This is a genomic window from Pseudomonas sp. NFACC42-2 (assembly GCF_900116055.1).
Taxonomy (GTDB): domain Bacteria; phylum Pseudomonadota; class Gammaproteobacteria; order Pseudomonadales; family Pseudomonadaceae; genus Aquipseudomonas; species Aquipseudomonas marginalis.
Genome location: NZ_FOZO01000026.1, coordinates 44,686 through 61,702 on the forward strand (window position 1 = coordinate 44,686; position 17,017 = coordinate 61,702).

16 protein-coding genes are annotated in these 17,017 nt (G+C 61.4%); 12 read left to right on the top strand and 4 right to left on the bottom strand.

The window, feature by feature from the left end; all coding sequences use genetic code 11:
- Position 1: 1 nt before the first annotated feature.
- Positions 2 to 718, bottom strand: a complete 717-nt coding sequence (locus BM416_RS27720) for a 4'-phosphopantetheinyl transferase family protein (protein ID WP_092490098.1) — start codon at positions 716 to 718, stop codon at positions 2 to 4.
- Positions 719 to 854: 136 nt separating this feature from the next.
- Between BM416_RS27720 and BM416_RS27725 the strand changes: the two genes are divergently transcribed.
- From BM416_RS27725 to BM416_RS27735, 3 genes are read left to right on the top strand one after another with little or no spacing between them, the layout of a single operon-like run.
- The gene (locus BM416_RS27725) at positions 855 to 1,163 is read left to right on the top strand and encodes a hypothetical protein (RefSeq protein ID WP_092490099.1); all 309 of its coding nucleotides are present in this window, start codon (positions 855 to 857) and stop codon (positions 1,161 to 1,163) included.
- Between the two features lie 18 nt (positions 1,164 to 1,181).
- Positions 1,182 to 1,859, top strand: a complete 678-nt coding sequence (locus BM416_RS27730; RefSeq protein WP_017138377.1) for a response regulator — start codon at positions 1,182 to 1,184, stop codon at positions 1,857 to 1,859.
- Complete coding sequence (locus BM416_RS27735; protein WP_065939071.1) at positions 1,856 to 3,202, top strand: ATP-binding protein; 1,347 nt, start codon at positions 1,856 to 1,858, stop codon at positions 3,200 to 3,202. The genes BM416_RS27730 and BM416_RS27735 overlap by 4 nt, the downstream gene beginning before the upstream one ends.
- Before the next feature lie 137 nt (positions 3,203 to 3,339).
- On the opposite strand, the gene BM416_RS27740 is transcribed toward BM416_RS27735, so the two are convergent.
- Positions 3,340 to 4,338, bottom strand: a complete 999-nt coding sequence (locus BM416_RS27740) for an AraC family transcriptional regulator (protein ID WP_092490100.1) — start codon at positions 4,336 to 4,338, stop codon at positions 3,340 to 3,342.
- Between the two features lie 339 nt (positions 4,339 to 4,677).
- Between BM416_RS27740 and BM416_RS27745 the strand changes: the two genes are divergently transcribed.
- The 3 genes from BM416_RS27745 to BM416_RS27755 all read left to right on the top strand — a co-directional run bounded on the left by BM416_RS27745 (position 4,678) and on the right by BM416_RS27755 (position 7,754).
- Complete coding sequence (locus BM416_RS27745) at positions 4,678 to 6,009, top strand: dicarboxylate/amino acid:cation symporter (protein ID WP_065939069.1); 1,332 nt, start codon at positions 4,678 to 4,680, stop codon at positions 6,007 to 6,009.
- A gap of 171 nt (positions 6,010 to 6,180) precedes the next feature.
- Positions 6,181 to 7,167, top strand: a complete 987-nt coding sequence (locus BM416_RS27750) for an XdhC family protein (RefSeq protein ID WP_092490101.1) — start codon at positions 6,181 to 6,183, stop codon at positions 7,165 to 7,167.
- Positions 7,167 to 7,754, top strand: a complete 588-nt coding sequence (locus BM416_RS27755; RefSeq protein ID WP_092490102.1) for a nucleotidyltransferase family protein — start codon at positions 7,167 to 7,169, stop codon at positions 7,752 to 7,754. The genes BM416_RS27750 and BM416_RS27755 overlap by 1 nt, the downstream gene beginning before the upstream one ends.
- Before the next feature lie 81 nt (positions 7,755 to 7,835).
- Here the strand turns inward: BM416_RS27755 and rne are convergent, their stop codons facing one another.
- Positions 7,836 to 11,030 carry a ribonuclease E gene (rne, locus tag BM416_RS27760; RefSeq protein WP_092490103.1) on the bottom strand — a complete coding sequence of 1,065 codons (3,195 nt, stop codon included), beginning with the start codon at positions 11,028 to 11,030 and terminating at the stop codon, positions 7,836 to 7,838.
- Between the two features lie 767 nt (positions 11,031 to 11,797).
- On the opposite strand from rne, the gene rluC reads away from it, so the two are divergent.
- Genes rluC through BM416_RS27775 form a run of 3 tightly spaced genes read left to right on the top strand, consistent with a single transcriptional unit; the run spans position 11,798 to position 14,411 of the window.
- Complete coding sequence (rluC, locus tag BM416_RS27765) at positions 11,798 to 12,757, top strand: 23S rRNA pseudouridine(955/2504/2580) synthase RluC (RefSeq protein WP_065939065.1); 960 nt, start codon at positions 11,798 to 11,800, stop codon at positions 12,755 to 12,757.
- Positions 12,744 to 13,406 (top strand): HAD-IA family hydrolase, encoded by a 663-nt coding sequence (locus tag BM416_RS27770; protein WP_092490104.1) that lies wholly within the window; start codon positions 12,744 to 12,746, stop codon positions 13,404 to 13,406. The genes rluC and BM416_RS27770 overlap by 14 nt, the downstream gene beginning before the upstream one ends.
- 21 nt (positions 13,407 to 13,427) lie before the next feature.
- Positions 13,428 to 14,411: a S49 family peptidase gene (locus tag BM416_RS27775; protein WP_092490105.1), complete on the top strand. Its 984-nt coding sequence runs from the start codon at positions 13,428 to 13,430 to the stop codon at positions 14,409 to 14,411.
- A 76-nt stretch (positions 14,412 to 14,487) separates the two neighbouring features.
- Here BM416_RS27775 and BM416_RS27780 read toward each other — a convergent pair whose 3' ends face one another.
- Positions 14,488 to 15,066 (bottom strand): Maf family protein, encoded by a 579-nt coding sequence (locus tag BM416_RS27780; RefSeq protein WP_092490106.1) that lies wholly within the window; start codon positions 15,064 to 15,066, stop codon positions 14,488 to 14,490.
- A 105-nt stretch (positions 15,067 to 15,171) separates the two neighbouring features.
- On the opposite strand from BM416_RS27780, the gene BM416_RS27785 reads away from it, so the two are divergent.
- The 3 genes from BM416_RS27785 to plsX are packed head-to-tail and all read left to right on the top strand — an operon-like array spanning position 15,172 to position 16,913.
- On the top strand, positions 15,172 to 15,702 hold the full coding sequence (locus tag BM416_RS27785; protein WP_027607804.1) for a YceD family protein: 531 nt from the start codon (positions 15,172 to 15,174) through the stop codon (positions 15,700 to 15,702).
- A gap of 13 nt (positions 15,703 to 15,715) precedes the next feature.
- The gene (gene rpmF / locus BM416_RS27790) at positions 15,716 to 15,898 is read left to right on the top strand and encodes a 50S ribosomal protein L32 (protein ID WP_092490107.1); all 183 of its coding nucleotides are present in this window, start codon (positions 15,716 to 15,718) and stop codon (positions 15,896 to 15,898) included.
- Between the two features lie 4 nt (positions 15,899 to 15,902).
- A complete protein-coding gene (gene plsX / locus BM416_RS27795; protein WP_092490108.1) occupies positions 15,903 to 16,913 on the top strand; it encodes a phosphate acyltransferase PlsX in 1,011 nt (336 codons plus the stop codon).
- The last annotated feature ends 104 nt before the right edge of the window (positions 16,914 to 17,017 follow it).

The following is a 17,017-nucleotide window of genomic DNA, read 5'->3' on the forward strand; positions in this document are numbered from 1 at the left end:
ATCAAGCGGCGATGGCAACCAGGCTCAATAACTGCCCTTCATTCACCGCAAACTGCGCGGTAAGTTCCTTGCCGTGGCACCACTCGCTGGACAGGTCTGTGAGCAAGCGCAAGCGCACAGGCCCGGCCTCTGACCACTCCACCACCTCGGCATGTTCAAAATAAAAGCGCTTCTGCACGATCGGGTAGAGCGCCTTGAACAAACTCTCCTTGACCGAAAACGTCAGCGTCACCAGCAAGGCGATCTGCTCTCGCGGCAGGTCGGCCATACGCTGCAGCTCTTGCGTCGTCAGAATCTCCCCGGCCAGGCGCTCGGCCCGTTCCAGGCTCAGCAGGTTCTCCAGGTCCATCCCCAACCCGCGCCATTGTACCTTGTGCCCGACAATCGCGGCGGCATGCCCGGTGCTGTGGGTAATGGAACCGCTGATATGGGCGGGCCACACCGGTGCGCGGTCTTCGCCGATCGCAGGGATGCAGTTGATCTGATCGAGCTGTTGCAGGGCCGCGCGCGCGCACAGGCGACCGGCGAGAAACTCGGCCTGACGCTTGGCTACCGAACGCTGGATACTCGCCGGTGGCGGCACGGCGCAATGCTGGAAGTCGCCGGGTGCCAGCAATGCAGGATCGAACCGGGTGCTGAGAAACACCGTGCCCGGCAAGGGGGCGGGCAGCGGCCAATGGGCGTCGAGTGGGGTGCAGCAAGCGGGTAGGGGCGTCATGGGCGGTATTTTGCCGAGTTGATGGGCAAGAGGATAGCCCGCCGTGATTCAGGCGAGGTTCAAAGCCTGTTCAGGGGGAGTTCAGGGGCGCTTGCGTAGTCTGGCCTCACAGCCAAACGCGTAATGAGGTAACACCATGACTGCGATCAAGAAGCTGATGTTGGCCTTAACCATGCTCAGTGCCACTGTTGGGGCTCAGGCCTCCGATGGTGCCTTTGCCGCATTCGGTCGTGAGAAAACCAAGAAATCCAGCATCCTGATGCAGCGCGTCAGCATCGAAGATGCTGGCAGTCAGCCCACGCCCTGGGGTCAGTCCCTGGGCCAGGCCACCCCGCAGCCGAGCTATCGCGCCGGCTATGAACACCTGACCGGCCGGTTCAACGGCATTAAACTGCGCCCGCAAGACCTGCAGGGCCGCTATGATACCCCTCTGTCGGACAGTTGATTTGCTTTGGAGAGCCTTATGAAATTGCTGGTGGTGGAAGATGAGGCGCTGTTGCGCCATCACCTGTTTACCCGCCTGACCGACAGCGGCCACGTGGTCGAGGCCGTGGCCAATGCCGAAGAGGCCCTGTACCAGACTGGTCAATTCAACCATGACCTGGCGATCATCGACCTGGGCCTGCCCGGCATGGGCGGCCTGGACCTGATCCGCCAACTGCGCAGCCAGGCCAAGACCTTTCCGATCCTGATCCTCACCGCGCGCGGCAACTGGCAGGACAAGGTCGAAGGCCTGGCCGCCGGGGCCGACGACTATGTGGTCAAGCCGTTCCAGTTCGAAGAGCTGGAGGCGCGGATGAACGCCTTGCTGCGCCGCTCCAGCGGGTTTACCCAGTCGACCATCGTCGCCGGGCCCTTGCTGCTGGACCTCAACCGCAAGCAGGCATCCCTCGATGAACAGCCCCTGGCATTGACCGCCTATGAATATCGCATCCTCGAATACCTGATGCGCCATCACCAGCAGGTCGTCGCCAAGGACCGCCTGATGGAGCAGCTCTACCCCGACGACGATGAGCGCGATCCGAATGTGATTGAAGTGCTGGTCGGCCGCCTGCGCCGCAAGCTGGAAGGCCCGGCGGGGTTCAAGCCGATCGACACCGTGCGCGGCCTGGGCTACCTGTTCAATGAGCGCTGCCGTTGATTCGCTCGCTCCGTGTGCGCTTGATGCTGGCGGCCGCCACCCTGGCCGTGCTGTTTATGCTGGGCCTGTTGCCCGCCATGCAGGGCGCGTTCAGCCTGGCATTGCAGGATTCCATCGAGCAGCGCCTGGCGTCGGACGTCACCACCCTGATCTCCGCCGCGCGGGTGGAAAACAATCGCCTGCTGATGCCGGCGCAGTTGCCGGATGAACGCTTCAACCTCACCGATAGCCGGTTGCTCGGCTATATCTATGACCGCGAAGGCCACCTGGTGTGGCGTTCGCGGGCCACCCGGGACGAAAACATCAACTACAAGCCGCGCTATGACGGGCGCGGCAATGAGTTTGCGCGGATTCGCGAGGCCGACGGGCAGGAGTTCTTCGTCTATGACGTCGAGGTCAGGCTGCTCGGCGGCAAGAGTGCGGCGTTCAGTATCGTGGCCCTGCAACCGGTGCGCGAATACCAATTGACCCTCGAAGGCCTGCGCGAAAACCTCTACCTGGGCTTTGGCGCGGCACTCCTGGTGTTGCTGACCTTGCTGTGGCTCGGCCTGACCTGGGGCCTGCAGGCCCTGCGGCGATTGAGCCAGGAGCTTGACCAGATCGAAGGCGGTACCCGCGAAAGCCTCTCCGAACAACACCCGCGCGAATTGCTGCGTCTCACCGGCTCCCTTAACCGCCTGCTGCATAGCGAGCGCGAACAACGGGCACGTTACCGCGACTCCCTCGATGACCTGGCCCACAGCCTGAAAACGCCACTCGCCGTGTTGCAAAGCGTGAGCGAAGACATGGCGCAACGTCCGGAAGATCGCGACCAGGCCTGGGTGCTGCAATCCCAGATCGAACGCATGAGCCAGCAGATCGGCTACCAGCTGCAGCGTGCCAGCCTGCGCAAAAGCGGCCTGGTGCGCCATCAGGTGCGCCTGGAACCGGTAGTGCAAAGCCTCTGCGATACCCTGGGCAAGGTCTACCGCGACAAGGGCGTCACGGTGTCCTTTGAGCTGCCGGACGAATGCGATGTACCGATCGAGAAGGGCGCCCTGCTTGAGTTGCTCGGCAACCTGCTGGAAAACGCCTATCGGTTGTGCCTGAGTGAAGTGCGCGTCAGCCTGGTGGAAAATTCCGAAGGGCTCGAGTTGTGCATCGAGGACGACGGCCCCGGAGTGCCACCGGACCAGCGTGCACGGATCCTGCAGCGGGGCGAGCGCCTGGACCGTCAGCATCCGGGGCAGGGGATCGGGTTGGCGGTGGTCAAGGACATCATAGAAAGCTACGGCGCACGACTGACCCTGGGGGATTCGCCGCTGGGTGGGGCGGCGTTCAAGATTCACTTTCCGGCCTTGTGAACTGTAGTGGCTGGGCTGGCCCTATCGGGGGCAAGCCCCCTCCCACATTTTGAACTTATTCGCAGATCAAACTTTGTAAGCACAGTCAAAGGTGGGAGGGGGCTTGCCCCGATGAGGCCCTCACACACGACGCAGCGCTAGCTCTCCTGCGCCCGGTAGGCCCCCGGTGTCAGCCCCGTCCACTTCTTGAACGCCCGATGAAACGCCGACGGTTCTGAGAACCCCAATTGCTCGGCGATCGCCTGCAAGGACAAGTCCGCCCGCCCCAGGTGGTAGATGGCGATGTCCCGCCGCAATTCATCCTTGAGCGCCTGAAAGCTGGTGCCTTCTTCGCGCAAATGTCGGCGCAGGGTTTGCGGGCTGACGTGCAAGTGCTGGGCGACGGCCTCCAGGTCTGGCCAAGGCGTGCGGTCGCGGCTCAACAAGCGCCGCAACTGGCTGCTCAAACTGTCGCCTTCATCCGGGCGTGACAGCAGGTCGGCGGGGGAGCGCTCGAGGAAATGCTTGAGGGTGCGTTCGTCCTGCAACAGCGGCAGGCTCAGGTAGCGGGCGGGAAACACCAGGCTGCTGTGCGCTGCACCGAACACCTGGGCGCAGGGAAACAGCAGGTCATATTCACCGGCGTGGGCCGGCATCGGGTAGCTGAACGTGGCCTGGTGCAAACGAATGCGCTGGCCAATCAGCCAACTGCCCAGGCGGTGCCAGATCACCAGCAGGCATTCGCTGAGGAAGTGATCCGGGTCCCACAGTTGAGAGTCATCCAGGCTCAGGCGGGCCATTTCGCCTTCCCGTGTCAGCTGCCAGCGCGGGCCTTGCGGGAATAGGCTATAAAATAATAAGCCGCGTTCCAGAGCCTTCTCCAGGGTGCGGCAGTGGATCAGCGCATGGCACATCATGGCGAAGGTGCCGCGTTTGCTCGGGCCGTCGGCGAACCCCAGGTACTCATCGTCCAAAGCCAGCCAGAGCATTTGCAGCAGCCGGGTGAATTGCTCCGGTGCAATGCGGGCGCGGGGTTCGGCCAACAGTTCGGGGGTGATGCCCAGCTGTTGCAACAGGCCCGAATAGTCGTAACCGGCTCGACGCGCACCGCCCAGGGCTGCCCGTGCGTAATGGCTGGCGATGGTACGTTCACGCATGCGGGGCCCTCGTCCATGGAATGGCGGATGGTAGTCATCACTCGGCAGGGCGACAAGGCGGATATCCGCCAAATTGTAGGACGGGATTGGGCGGCGTGGCGGAAATCCGCCAGCCGATTCGGCACATTGGTGGCGGCTTTGAAATCCGCAGCCCTGATGTCTTAAGGCCCCCAGGGGTTTTCAGCAAAGTGGCACGGCGTTTGCGATAAGGATTACAGCGCAGGCCTGGTCCTACAGGCTTCGCAAACAACAAATCCCTCCAGTGCAGGAGGGTTCGCAATTCAAGTGTCGTGGGCAATGGCGGATATTTGCCACACGGGACGATTGAGGAATTTTGCAATGACGACTCGTCAGCCAATCTACAAATCCCTGTATTTCCAGGTGATCGTTGCAATCGTTATCGGTATTTTGCTCGGTCATTTCTACCCGCAGACCGGTGTGGCGCTCAAGCCACTGGGTGACGGCTTCATCAAGCTGATCAAAATGGTCATCGCCCCGATCATCTTCTGCACCGTTGTCAGCGGCATCGCCGGCATGCAAAGCATGAAATCGGTCGGCAAAACCGGCGGCTACGCGCTGCTGTACTTCGAAATCGTTTCTACCATCGCACTGCTGATCGGCTTGATCGTGGTGAACGTTGTGCAACCGGGCGCCGGCATGCACATCGACGTGGCAACCCTGGACGCTTCCAAAGTGGCGGCCTACGTCACTGCCGGTAAAGACCAGAGCATCGTTGGCTTTATCCTCAATGTGATCCCGAACACCATCGTCGGCGCCTTCGCCAACGGCGACATCCTGCAAGTGCTGATGTTCTCGGTGATCTTCGGTTTCGCCCTGCATCGTCTGGGTGCCTACGGCAAGCCGGTCCTGGACTTCATCGATCGCTTCGCCCACGTGATGTTCAACATCATCAACATGATCATGAAGCTCGCGCCAATCGGTGCCCTGGGCGCCATGGCGTTCACCATCGGTGCCTACGGTGTAGGTTCCCTGGTGCAGTTGGGCCAGTTGATGATCTGCTTCTACATCACTTGCCTGCTGTTCGTGCTGGTGGTGCTGGGCGGTATCTGCCGCGCCCACGGTTTCAGCGTGATCAAACTGATCCGCTACATCCGTGAAGAACTGCTGATCGTTCTGGGTACGTCCTCCTCCGAATCCGCACTGCCACGCATGCTGATCAAGATGGAGCGTCTGGGCGCGAAGAAATCCGTAGTCGGCCTGGTAATCCCGACCGGTTACTCGTTCAACCTCGACGGTACCTCGATCTACCTGACCATGGCGGCCGTGTTCATCGCCCAGGCGACTGACACCCACATGGACATCACCCACCAGATCACCCTGCTGCTGGTGCTGCTGCTGTCCTCCAAAGGCGCTGCTGGCGTGACCGGCAGTGGCTTCATCGTTCTGGCTGCCACCCTGTCGGCTGTCGGCCACCTGCCGGTTGCCGGCCTGGCGCTGATCCTGGGTATCGACCGCTTCATGTCCGAAGCCCGTGCACTGACCAACCTGGTGGGTAACGCCGTTGCTACCCTCGTTGTGGCCAAGTGGGTCAAGGAACTGGACACCGACAAGCTGCAAAGCGAGCTGGCATCCGGCGGTACCGGTATCTCTGAAACCCGCGAAGTCGATGACCTGGGCGTGGCCGAGGGCCCAGCCCCTGTGATCAAGTAAACCGCTGATGGCGTGAAATCCGCGCCGACAGCTATCCGCAAACGCCCCGACTGGTTCGGGGCGTTTGCGTTTGTGCGGGATTACTTTTTTGCAATATTTTCACTTAGAGTCAGCGACTGATGAAATTCGCGCTACGCGGCATGTTCCAAACGCAGACTGGCAGGAGGATATATGGACAGTGTTGATTTGAATGTCCTGCGCAGCGTGCTCGAATGGCGCCGCGCCGGGCAGCAGGTGGTGTTGTATAGCGTTGTCCAGACCTGGGGCAGCGCGCCGCGTCCACCCGGCGCCATGCTGGCGTTGCGGGGGGATGGCGTGGTGATCGGCTCGGTGTCCGGCGGTTGCATCGAGGACGACTTGATCGCCCGCTTGCAGGATGGTCGCTTGACGCACGACGGGCCGGCGGTGCAGTTGGTGACCTACGGCGTGACGCGCGACGAGGCGGCGCGTTTCGGCCTGCCATGCGGCGGCACCTTGCGCTTGACCGAAGAGCGGGTGCAAGACTGGGCCTGGGTCGCGCAGTTGCTGGAGCGTTGCGAGGCGCATGAAATTGTCGCGCGGGAACTGGACCTGGTCTCCGGCGAAGTCACGTTGAGCAGTGCGAACAAGACCGATGTGGTCACCTTCGATGGCGAACGCCTGCGGGCTATCTATGGCCCGCGCTGGCGTCTGCTGTTGATCGGTGCCGGGCAACTGTCGCGCTACGTGGCGGAAATGGCGCGCCTGCTGGATTTCGAAGTACTCATATGCGATCCGCGTAGTGAGTTTGTCTACGGCTGGGAAGAGCAGCACGGTCGCTTCGTGCCGGGTATGCCTGATGAGGCGGTGCTGAACATCCAGACCGACGAGCGCACGGCCATTGTCTGCCTGACCCATGATCCGCGCCTTGATGATATGGCGTTGCTGACGGCGCTGAACTCCAGTGCCTTCTACATCGGTGCGCTGGGTTCGCGGGTCAATAGCCAGACGCGTCGCGAGAACCTGGCGGCGCTGGGATTGTCGACGGATGCGATTGCGCGTCTACATGGGCCGATTGGCCTGCATATCGGTAGCCATACGCCGGCGGAGATCGCCTTGTCGTTGATGGCGGAAATTGTCGCGATCAAGAACGGCGTGGCGCCGATGCAGAAAAAGCCCCTGCCGGTGGTTGCTGAGTAATGGTGGCGGCGATTGTCTTGGCGGCGGGCCGGGGCAGCCGGTTCCGAGCCGAGGCGGGGGCTGACCAGGATAAGTTGCTCGCCGATTGCGTGGGCCGTGATGGGGTGATGCGTCCGGTGATCGAGCAGGTATTGGTGAATTTGCCGGATCGCCTGGTGGCGCGCTGGCTGGTGACCACGCCGGATCGCACGGAGGTCATTCGGTTGGCCCAGGCGTATGGCTGCCAGGTCTTGCTGCTGCAGTCAGCCGGCATGGGCGAGAGCATCGCCGCAGCCGTCGCGGCCAGTGCCTCGGCGGATGGCTGGCTGGTGGTGTTGGGGGATATGCCGTTTATCCAATCATCGAGCATTGAACGGGTGATTGACGTGCTGGAGGAGGATGGCATCAGCGTGCCGGTGCACGCGGGTGACTATGGGCATCCGGTGGCCTTTGGTCGTGCTTTTGGTCCGGACTTGATGGCGCTGACCGGGGATCGTGGAGGCAAGCCATTGTTCGCACGTGCCCGGGTGTGGGAAGTGCAGGTGGAAGATGCGGGTGTTCTGTGGGATGTGGATCTGCCGAAACGGTTAAGTTTTAACCCCGACTAAATTTGATCTTCTCTGTTTTCGAGATTGTATAAAAAAGCCCCGCCTGATCACTCAGGCGGGGCTTTTTAGTGGCGGATGGAATCAGACGAGGGGTTTAGGCTCGTGTTCTTCTTCCAGGGCCTTGTGCTCTACCACTGCTTCAGCAGCAGTGTGCTCAACCACGGTTTCAGCAACCGGGGCTGGCGCCTCGACAGCTTCGACTACGGCTGGAGCGGCAGCCGCAGCAGCCGCGGCAGCTGCCTCAGCTTCCTTGCGACGACGACGCACTTCACGTGGGTCGTTCGGCGCACGGCCGTTTTCGGTCAGGGCGCTGGCTGGTGCGGCTTCTACCACGGGGGCTTCGGCAACCACCGGGGCTTCAACCACCACTGGCGCAGCCTCGACGGCTGGCGCAGGCTCGGCGACCACTGCTTCGGCAACCGGCGCAGGCGCTTCTTCTACCACCGGTGCAGGCGCTGGTGCTTCAACCGGGGCGGCAGGTTCGGCAGTCCACTGGAAGGCGGTCTGTTCTTCGCGAACTTCACGCACCGCCGGGGCAGCTTCTTCGATTACCGGGGCTTCAACAGCCGCTTCAACCACTGGCTGAGGCTCAACCACCGGAGCGGCTTCAACTGCAACCACTTCGGTTTCTGGCTGGGCGTCGCGGGTCGGTGCCACTTCCACTTCCGGAACCACTGGGGCTTCGACAGGGGTAGTTGCTTCAACGACCGGTGTTTCAACCGCTGGGGTCTCGGCAACTGGCGCCTCAACGGCAACGGTTTCTTCGACAGCAGCAGTCGCGCGTTCAGCCTGTTCGTGAGCCTGGGCTTCAGCCGGTGCGCTGATCACCGAGCTGGCAACCGCTGCGGTAACGGCCAGGCCGGCAGCCAGTTCGGCACCGGTCGGTTCGTGGGTGGCGCCTTCTGCGTTCTCGCCGGCCTCTTCCGAGCCCTCGATCACATTGCCATTGGCATCACGCTGACGCTCACGGCGGTTGCTGCGACGACGCTGGCCACGGGAGCGGCGGCGTGGACGATCGCCTTCGGCGTTGTCCTGGCCGTCTTCCTGCAATTGCTCTTCGCCGGCCAGTACTTCTTCTTCGCTGGCGGCAGCGGCTTGCTCGGCACGTGGTTGACGCTCTTCACGCGGTGGACGCGGCTGGCGCTCTTCACGTGGTGCACGCTCTTCGCGCGGCTGGCGAGCTGGACGCTCTTCAGCGGCAGCGGCTGCAACACCTGCAACGGCAGGGGCGGCATCCAATGGCTCGCGCAGTTCACGCACGCGTTCTTCACGCTCGCCACGCGGCTTGCGATCTTCACGCGGAGCACGTGGGGTACGTGGTGCGCGCTCTTCACGCGGTGCACGTTCTTCACGGGCTACAGCCGGGGTTTCTTCACGCGCTTCGCGAGGTGCACGCTCTTCACGTGGTGCGCGTTCTTCGCGAGGCGCACGTTCTTCACGTGGCTTGCGCTCTTCGTCACGGCGACCGTTGCGGTTACGGCTCTGCTGGCGACCGTTGCGACGCTCTTCGTTGCGTGCTGGGCGTTCGGTCGCAGGTTTTTCAACCACGACCGGTGCCGCAGGCTCTTCCTTGGTGGCGAACAGGCTGACCAGCGACTTCACCAGGCCCTTGAACAGGCTCGGCTCAGGCAGGGCGGCCGGTGCGGCAACCGGGGCAGCGGCTTCAACCGGCACCGGTGCGTTGGCACGGGCTGGCGCGGTTTTCACGGCGGCTTCCTGGCGCACCAGGGTGCGGGTCGCGGCGGCTGGCTGGACTTCTTCCACTTCGGCGGCGGCGGCAGCGATTTCGTAGCTGGACTGGCCGCTGTGGGCTTCCGGGCTGTCGTCACGCAGGCGCTGTACTTCGAAGTGCGGCGTCTCGAGGTGATCGTTCGGCAGGATCACGATACGGGCACGGGTGCGCAGTTCGATCTTGGTGATCGAGTTGCGTTTTTCGTTGAGCAGGAAGGCTGCGACCGGGATCGGCACTTGCGCGCGGACTTCGGCGGTGCGGTCTTTCAGGGCTTCTTCTTCGATCAGGCGCAGGATCGCCAGGGACAGCGATTCAACGTCACGGATGATGCCGGTGCCGTTGCAACGCGGGCAGACGATGCCGCTGCTCTCGCCCAGGGATGGACGCAGGCGCTGACGGGACATTTCCAGCAGGCCGAAGCGCGAGATGCGGCCGACTTGCACGCGGGCACGGTCAGCTTCCAGGCATTCGCGGACTTTCTCTTCCACGGCGCGCTGGTTCTTGGCGGGGGTCATGTCGATGAAGTCGATCACGATCAGGCCGCCGATGTCGCGCAGGCGCAGCTGGCGGGCGATTTCTTCAGCCGCTTCCAGGTTGGTCTGCAGGGCGGTTTCTTCGATGTCGCTACCCTTCGTGGCGCGCGCCGAGTTGATGTCGATGGACACCAGGGCTTCGGTCGGGTCGATCACGATGGAGCCGCCGGAAGGCAGTTCGACCACACGCTGGAAAGCGGTCTCGATCTGGCTTTCGATCTGGAAACGGTTGAACAGCGGCACGCTGTCTTCGTACAGCTTGATCTTGCTGGCGTACTGCGGCATCACCTGGCGGATGAAGGTCAGGGCTTCGTCCTGGGCTTCGACGCTGTCGATCAGCACTTCGCCGATGTCCTGGCGCAGGTAATCGCGGATGGCGCGGATGATCACGTTGCTTTCCTGGTAGATCAGGAACGGCGCGGAACGATCCAGGGAGGCTTCTTTGATGGCGGTCCACAGTTGCAGCAGGTAGTCGAGGTCCCACTGCATTTCTTCGCTGCTGCGGCCCAGGCCGGCAGTGCGCACGATCAGGCCCATGTCGGCCGGTGCGATCAGGCCGTTCAGCGCTTCACGCAGTTCGTTGCGCTCTTCGCCTTCGATGCGACGGGAGATGCCGCCGGCACGCGGGTTGTTCGGCATCAGCACGAGGTAACGGCCGGCCAGGCTGATGAAGGTGGTCAGGGCGGCGCCCTTGTTGCCACGTTCTTCTTTTTCGACCTGAACGATGACTTCCTGGCCTTCGCTCAGGACGTCCTTGATGTTTACGCGGCCTTCGGGGGATTTCTTGAAGTATTCGCGGGAGATTTCTTTGAGGGGCAGGAAGCCGTGGCGCTCGGAGCCGAAATCGACAAAGGCAGCCTCAAGGCTTGGTTCGATGCGAGTAATACGGCCTTTATAGATGTTGGCCTTCTTTTGCTCGCGTGCACCGGATTCGATGTCCAGGTCGTAGAGGCGTTGGCCATCTACCAGTGCAACACGCAACTCTTCGGGTTGAGTTGCGTTAATCAGCATTCTTTTCATGTTGTACCGTCGGTTTCCGGGCTGCCGGAAACGGCGTTCGGCACACACGACTTCTCACGGTCGGTGTCAGGTGCGTCAAGAGTGGTTGGCCACTCCAGTGTCCAGCAAAATCGGCCAATTGGGCCGGTATCGCGACGGACGCGTCCTGCTTGTTAGCGGTGGTGACAAAGGCACCACTTCAACAAAAGCTAAGGTCAGGAGGAGGAATCAACCGGCGACTGTGGACGAGATGAAGCGTCTAAATATAAGCCTAGTGCTACACGGTCCGACGGTTGTGCATCTCCACCCTACACGTATCCCTGATAATTCGGGTGCTGCCGCGCGCAGAATCCGCAGCGGGTTGGCATTTACCGTGTTCTCCAATGGGGAGTCCACGCTCATGGCTAAACAAGACTGAATGTGGGCGACTGCGCTCACACTCAGCTCTTAACAGGCGTTGTTTCCGAAGCATTCGCCGTGGTCCGGCTCAAGACTGACTGCACTTTGTGAACTGGCCGTAAATATCGGCGCAGAACGCGAGTATTCACTCTGCTTTCTGCACTCGCTTCAGGCCTCATGTCACCTGCGCTTGTTACAATCTCGAGCCTTCCAGGGTGGCGAAAGCCCCGTAGGACGGCCTCGCGTCCTGATGAATTGCGATGGTCAGGGCCGGCAGTTTGCCGCTAGTCCTCTGCCCAGGCCGCTTTTGGCGGCGTTCGCGACTATAGCAGTAATGATTAAGTGCTTCAATTCCATAAAAAATTGTTATCATCGCCGCCATGACGACTACCGCCCCCCAGACCCCCAGCGTCCAGCTGCTCGAGGTCTCGCCGGAATATGCCGGCCAACGCATCGATAATTTTCTCCTGGCCAGGCTCAAGGGTGTGCCCAAGACCTTGATCTACCGCATCTTGCGCAAAGGCGAAGTGCGCGTGAACAAGGGCCGCATCAAGCCTGAGTACAAGTTGCAGGCGGGCGATATTGTCCGTGTGCCGCCCGTGCGCGTGCCTGAACGCGATGAGCCCGTGCCATTGGCCCAGGGCCTGTTGCAGCGCCTTGAGGCATCGATTGTCTTCGAAGACAACAAGCTGATCGTGATCAACAAGCCCTGCGGTATTGCGGTTCACGGTGGCAGCGGCCTGAATTTCGGGGTGATCGAAGCCTTCCGTCAGTTGCGCCCGGATTGCAAGGAGCTGGAACTGGTTCACCGCCTGGACCGCGACACCTCTGGGCTGTTGATGATCGCCAAGAAGCGCAGCATGTTGCGCCACCTGCACACCGCCCTGCGCGGCGATGGCGTGGACAAGCGCTACATGGCGCTGGTGCGCGGCAACTGGGCCAGCTCGATCAAGAGCGTCCGCGCGCCGTTGCAGAAGAGCAACCTGCGTTCCGGCGAGCGCATGGTCGAAGTGGACGAGGAGGGCAAGGAAGCCCTGACCCTGTTCAAGGTGCTGCGTCGTTTCGGTGATTTCGCCACCATGGTCGAGGCCAAGCCAGTGACGGGGCGTACCCACCAGATTCGTGTGCACACCCTGCACGCCGGTCACTGCATCGCCGGCGATACCAAGTACGGCGACGAGGATTTCTCCAAGGAAATCCGTGACCTGGGCGGCAAGCGCCTGTTCCTGCACGCCTACATGCTCACCGTGCCGCTGCCTGACGGCGGCGAGCTGAAGCTGCAGGCGCCGGTCGATGAGATGTGGGCCAAGACCGTGGAGCGTTTGAGTGTCGCACCTTGACTACAAGCTGCTGATTTTCGATTGGGACGGCACCCTGTGTAATTCCATTGGTCGGATTGTCGAGTCGATGCACAGGGCTTCGACCCGCTCGGGCTTCGAGTTGTGCACTGACCTGGCGGTCAAAGGCATTATCGGCCTTGGCTTGCCTGAGGCGATCCGCACCTTGTACCCCGAGATCAGCGACGCTGAGCTGGTGACGTTCCGCGAGCATTACGCGGATCACTACATTGCGCTGGAGGCCACACCTTCGCCGTTGTTCGAGGGTGTGGCGCAGTCGCTGGAGGCTTTTCGCGCCGAGGGCTATCACTTGGCCGTCGCCACCGGCAAGGCCCGCCGCGGGCTGGACCGGGTGCTCAGCGCCCATGGCTGGGAGGATTATTTCGACATCACCCGTGCCGCAGATGAAACCGCCAGCAAACCTCACCCTCTGATGCTGGAGCAGATCCTTGCCCATTGCGGTGTGTCGCCGCGCGAGGCGTTGATGGTGGGTGATGCTTCCTTTGACCTGATGATGGCGCGCAACGCCGGCATGGACAGCGTGGCAGTCAGCTATGGCGCCCAGTCCGCCGAGGCGTTGCAGCAATACGAGCCGAGGGTCACGATTGATCATTTTTCTGAATTGCAGGCCTGGCTCGGTCGGGCCCAATAAGTCTTTGCTGGGGTTGATGGCATGAGTGACGAGTGGAAAGCGCCTGAAAAGGCTGAAAGCGGTGACGACAAGAGCTGGAAATTGCTGGAGAAGACACTCCTGGCCAGCGTCCAGGAGCAACGCCGTGCGCGGCGCTGGGGGATTTTCTTCAAGTTGCTGACCTTCACTTACCTGTTGCTCATGCTGGCGCTGTTCAGCCCGCTGATGGACATGGAAAAGAGCGCGACCCGTGGCGCCAACTACACCGCGTTGATCGAAGTGCGGGGGGTGATTGCCGACAAGGAACCTGCCAGCGCCGACAATATCGTCAGCAGTCTGCGTGCCGCGTTTGAAGACCCCAAGGTCAAGGGCGTGATCCTGCGCATCAACAGCCCAGGCGGCAGCCCGGTGCAGTCGGGCTATGTGTATGACGAGATTCGCCGCCTGCGCGGCCTGCACCCGGATATCAAGTTGTACGCGGTGATTTCCGACCTGGGCGCCTCGGGCGCGTATTACATTGCCAGTGCCGCCGACCAGATCTACGCCGACAAGGCCAGTCTTGTCGGCTCCATTGGTGTGACGGCGGCCGGCTACGGCTTTGTCGGTGCCATGGAGAAGCTGGGGGTTGAGCGTCGTACCTACAACTCGGGCGAGCACAAGTCGTTCCTTGATCCGTTCCAGCCGCAAAAAGCCGATGAAACCCAGTTCTGGCAGGGAGTGCTCGATACCACCCATCGCCAGTTCATCGCCAGCGTGAAGCAGGGCCGTGGGGATCGCCTGAAGGACAAAGATCATCCGGAGTTGTTCTCCGGGTTGGTGTGGTCGGGGGAGCAAGCATTGCCGCTGGGGCTGATCGATGGTTTGGGCAGTGCCAGTTCGGTGGCGCGGGATGTGGTCGGCGAGAAAGAACTGGTGGACTTCACCGTTGAAGAATCGCCGTTTGATCGTTTCTCCAAGAAGCTCGGCGCCAGCGTGGCTGAGAAGCTGGCGCTGTACATGGGCTTCCAGGGCCCGACGCTGCGTTAATATCTCAAGTCTGTCGTAGATCAAAATGTGGGAGGGGGCTTGCCCCCCCCTTCCCATATTTGGTTTAGCAGTGTTCTTAAGGGATTTGCACGCCTTCGCTGAGCAGCATGTCCACCAGCCGAATCAGCGGTAAGCCGACCAGGCTGGTCGCGTCCGGCCCTTCGGTGCTCTGGAAGAGGCTCACGCCCAACCCTTCAGCCTTGAAGCTGCCCGCGCAGTCATACGGCTGCTCGAGCCGCAGGTAGCGTTCGACGCGCGCTGCATCCAGCTCGCGCATGTGCACGGTAAAGGGCACGCAGTCGACCTGGCAGTGCCCCGTCTCGCTGTTCAACAGGGCCAGGCCGGTGAGGAAGCTGACACGCTTGCCACTGGCGGCCAATAACTGCTCGCGCGCATTTTCGAAGGTGTGAGGCTTGCCGATGATGCGGCCTTCCAGCGCGGCGACCTGGTCCGATCCGATGATCAGGTGGCCGGGGTGGCTGGCGGCGAGGGCACGGGCTTTCTGTTCGGCCAGGCGTTTGACCAGGTCTGTGGCGGACTCGTTTGCAGCATGGCTTTCGTCGATATCCGGCGAGCTGCAGATGAATGGCAGGTGCAGGCGGCTGAGCAATTCCCGGCGATAAACCGAGCTGGAAGCGAGTAATAAAGGCAGCATATACGTCTCCTCAGGGCAGCCGCCGATTCTAGCGGGGCGACCGGCCGACGCACAGGGCTGAATTTCCTTTGACATGGCTGGGTGCATCCCTATAATGCTGCGCCTATGTTGAATGACCCGATTCCACCTCACGTTGACCCGCGCAAATTGGCTGATCGTGGCACTTCCCTTCAAGGTGAGTTGCTGCTGGCCGATTTGGAGAGACTCTGCGACCCGCTTTCCGACACTGTCGGTACGGTGCAGGCCAAATTCGTTTTTGAACGAGATGAACGTAAATCTGTGGTAATTCACAGTTTTATCGACACCGAGGTCAAAATGGTTTGCCAGCGTTGTCTTGAGCTGGTCACCCTGCCGATTCACAGCGAGTGCAGTTATGCTGTGGTAAAGGAGGGTGCGAATACCCAGTCGTTGCCGAAAGGTTATGACGTGCTGGAACTGGGCGAAGATCCTTTGGATCTGCATGCACTGATCGAGGAGGAGCTTCTGCTCGCCTTGCCCATTGTGCCTGCTCATCATCCGGAAGAATGCCAGCAGCCGGCGGGTCTCGATGACGAGTCCGAACCGAGCGAGGACGAGGTAACGCGGTCCAACCCGTTCAGTGTATTGGCGCAGTTAAAGCGTGACCCAAACGTTTAGGAGTTAATCAATTATGGCTGTTCAGCAGAACAAAAAATCCCGCTCTGCCCGTGACATGCGTCGTTCCCACGATGCCCTGACGGCAAGCTCTCTGTCTGTAGAAAAAACCACCGGTGAAATTCACCTGCGTCACCACGTATCGCCAGAAGGTGTATACCGTGGCCGTAAAGTGATCGACAAGGGCGCTGACGAGTAATCACTTGTCTGCTCAAGTCATCGCGATTGACGCAATGGGCGGGGACTTCGGTCCCCGCAGCATTGTTCAGGCCTGCATTGCCAGCCTGTCTGCCACGCCCTCGCTGCACCTGACCCTCGTCGGTCAACCCTCCCTCCTTGAAGAACTGATTGCCAGCCATCCGGCGGTGGATCGCGCGCGCCTGACGATTACGCCAGCCAGCGAAACCATCACCATGGATGAGAAACCGGCGACGGCCCTGCGCGGCAAGCCTGATTCTTCGATGCGGGTGGCCTTGGAGCTGCTGCGTGATGGCAAGGTGCAAGCCTGTGTCAGCGCCGGCAACACTGGGGCGTTGATGGCGTTGTCGCGGCATGTGCTCAAGACGCTGCCTGGCATTGATCGGCCGGCAATGGTGGCGGCGATTCCGACGCAGAAGGGCTATTGCCAATTGCTGGACCTGGGCGCGAACGTCGATTGCAGTGCCGAGCACCTGTTCCAGTTTGCCGTGATGGGCTCGGTGGCCGCCGAAGCGCTGGGCGTGGCTCGTCCGCGGGTGGCCTTGCTGAATATCGGCACCGAAGACATCAAGGGCAACCAGCAGGTCAAGCTTGCCGCGACCTTGCTGCAAGGTGCGCGAGGCCTGAACTACATCGGCTTTGTCGAGGGTGATGGTTTATACCGTGGCGAAGCGGATGTGGTGGTGTGTGATGGGTTTGTCGGCAATATCCTGCTTAAATCCAGCGAAGGGCTGGCGACCATGATCGCCTCGCGTATCGAGGCGTTGTTCAAGCAGAGTCTGGCATCGCGCCTGGTGGGGGCCCTGGCGCTGCCGTTGATGCGCCGGTTGCAGGCTGATCTGGCACCTGCGCGGCACAATGGTGCGAGTTTTCTCGGCCTGCAAGGCATTGTGGTGAAGAGCCATGGTTCGGCAGGCGTGGAGGGGTTTCAAAGTGCGATTGCGCGGGCCTTGATCGAGATCCAGGAAAACCTGCCGCAACGCTTGCACGGCCGTCTCGAGGACCTGTTGCCTTAGGCGAATCGGCCGGGGAATGCTTAAATGTGACCGGCCAGTTCAATTGACCATCCAATCTGTCAGTTTCGTACGCTCCCACCGAGGAGCGACCATTTCCGACGACC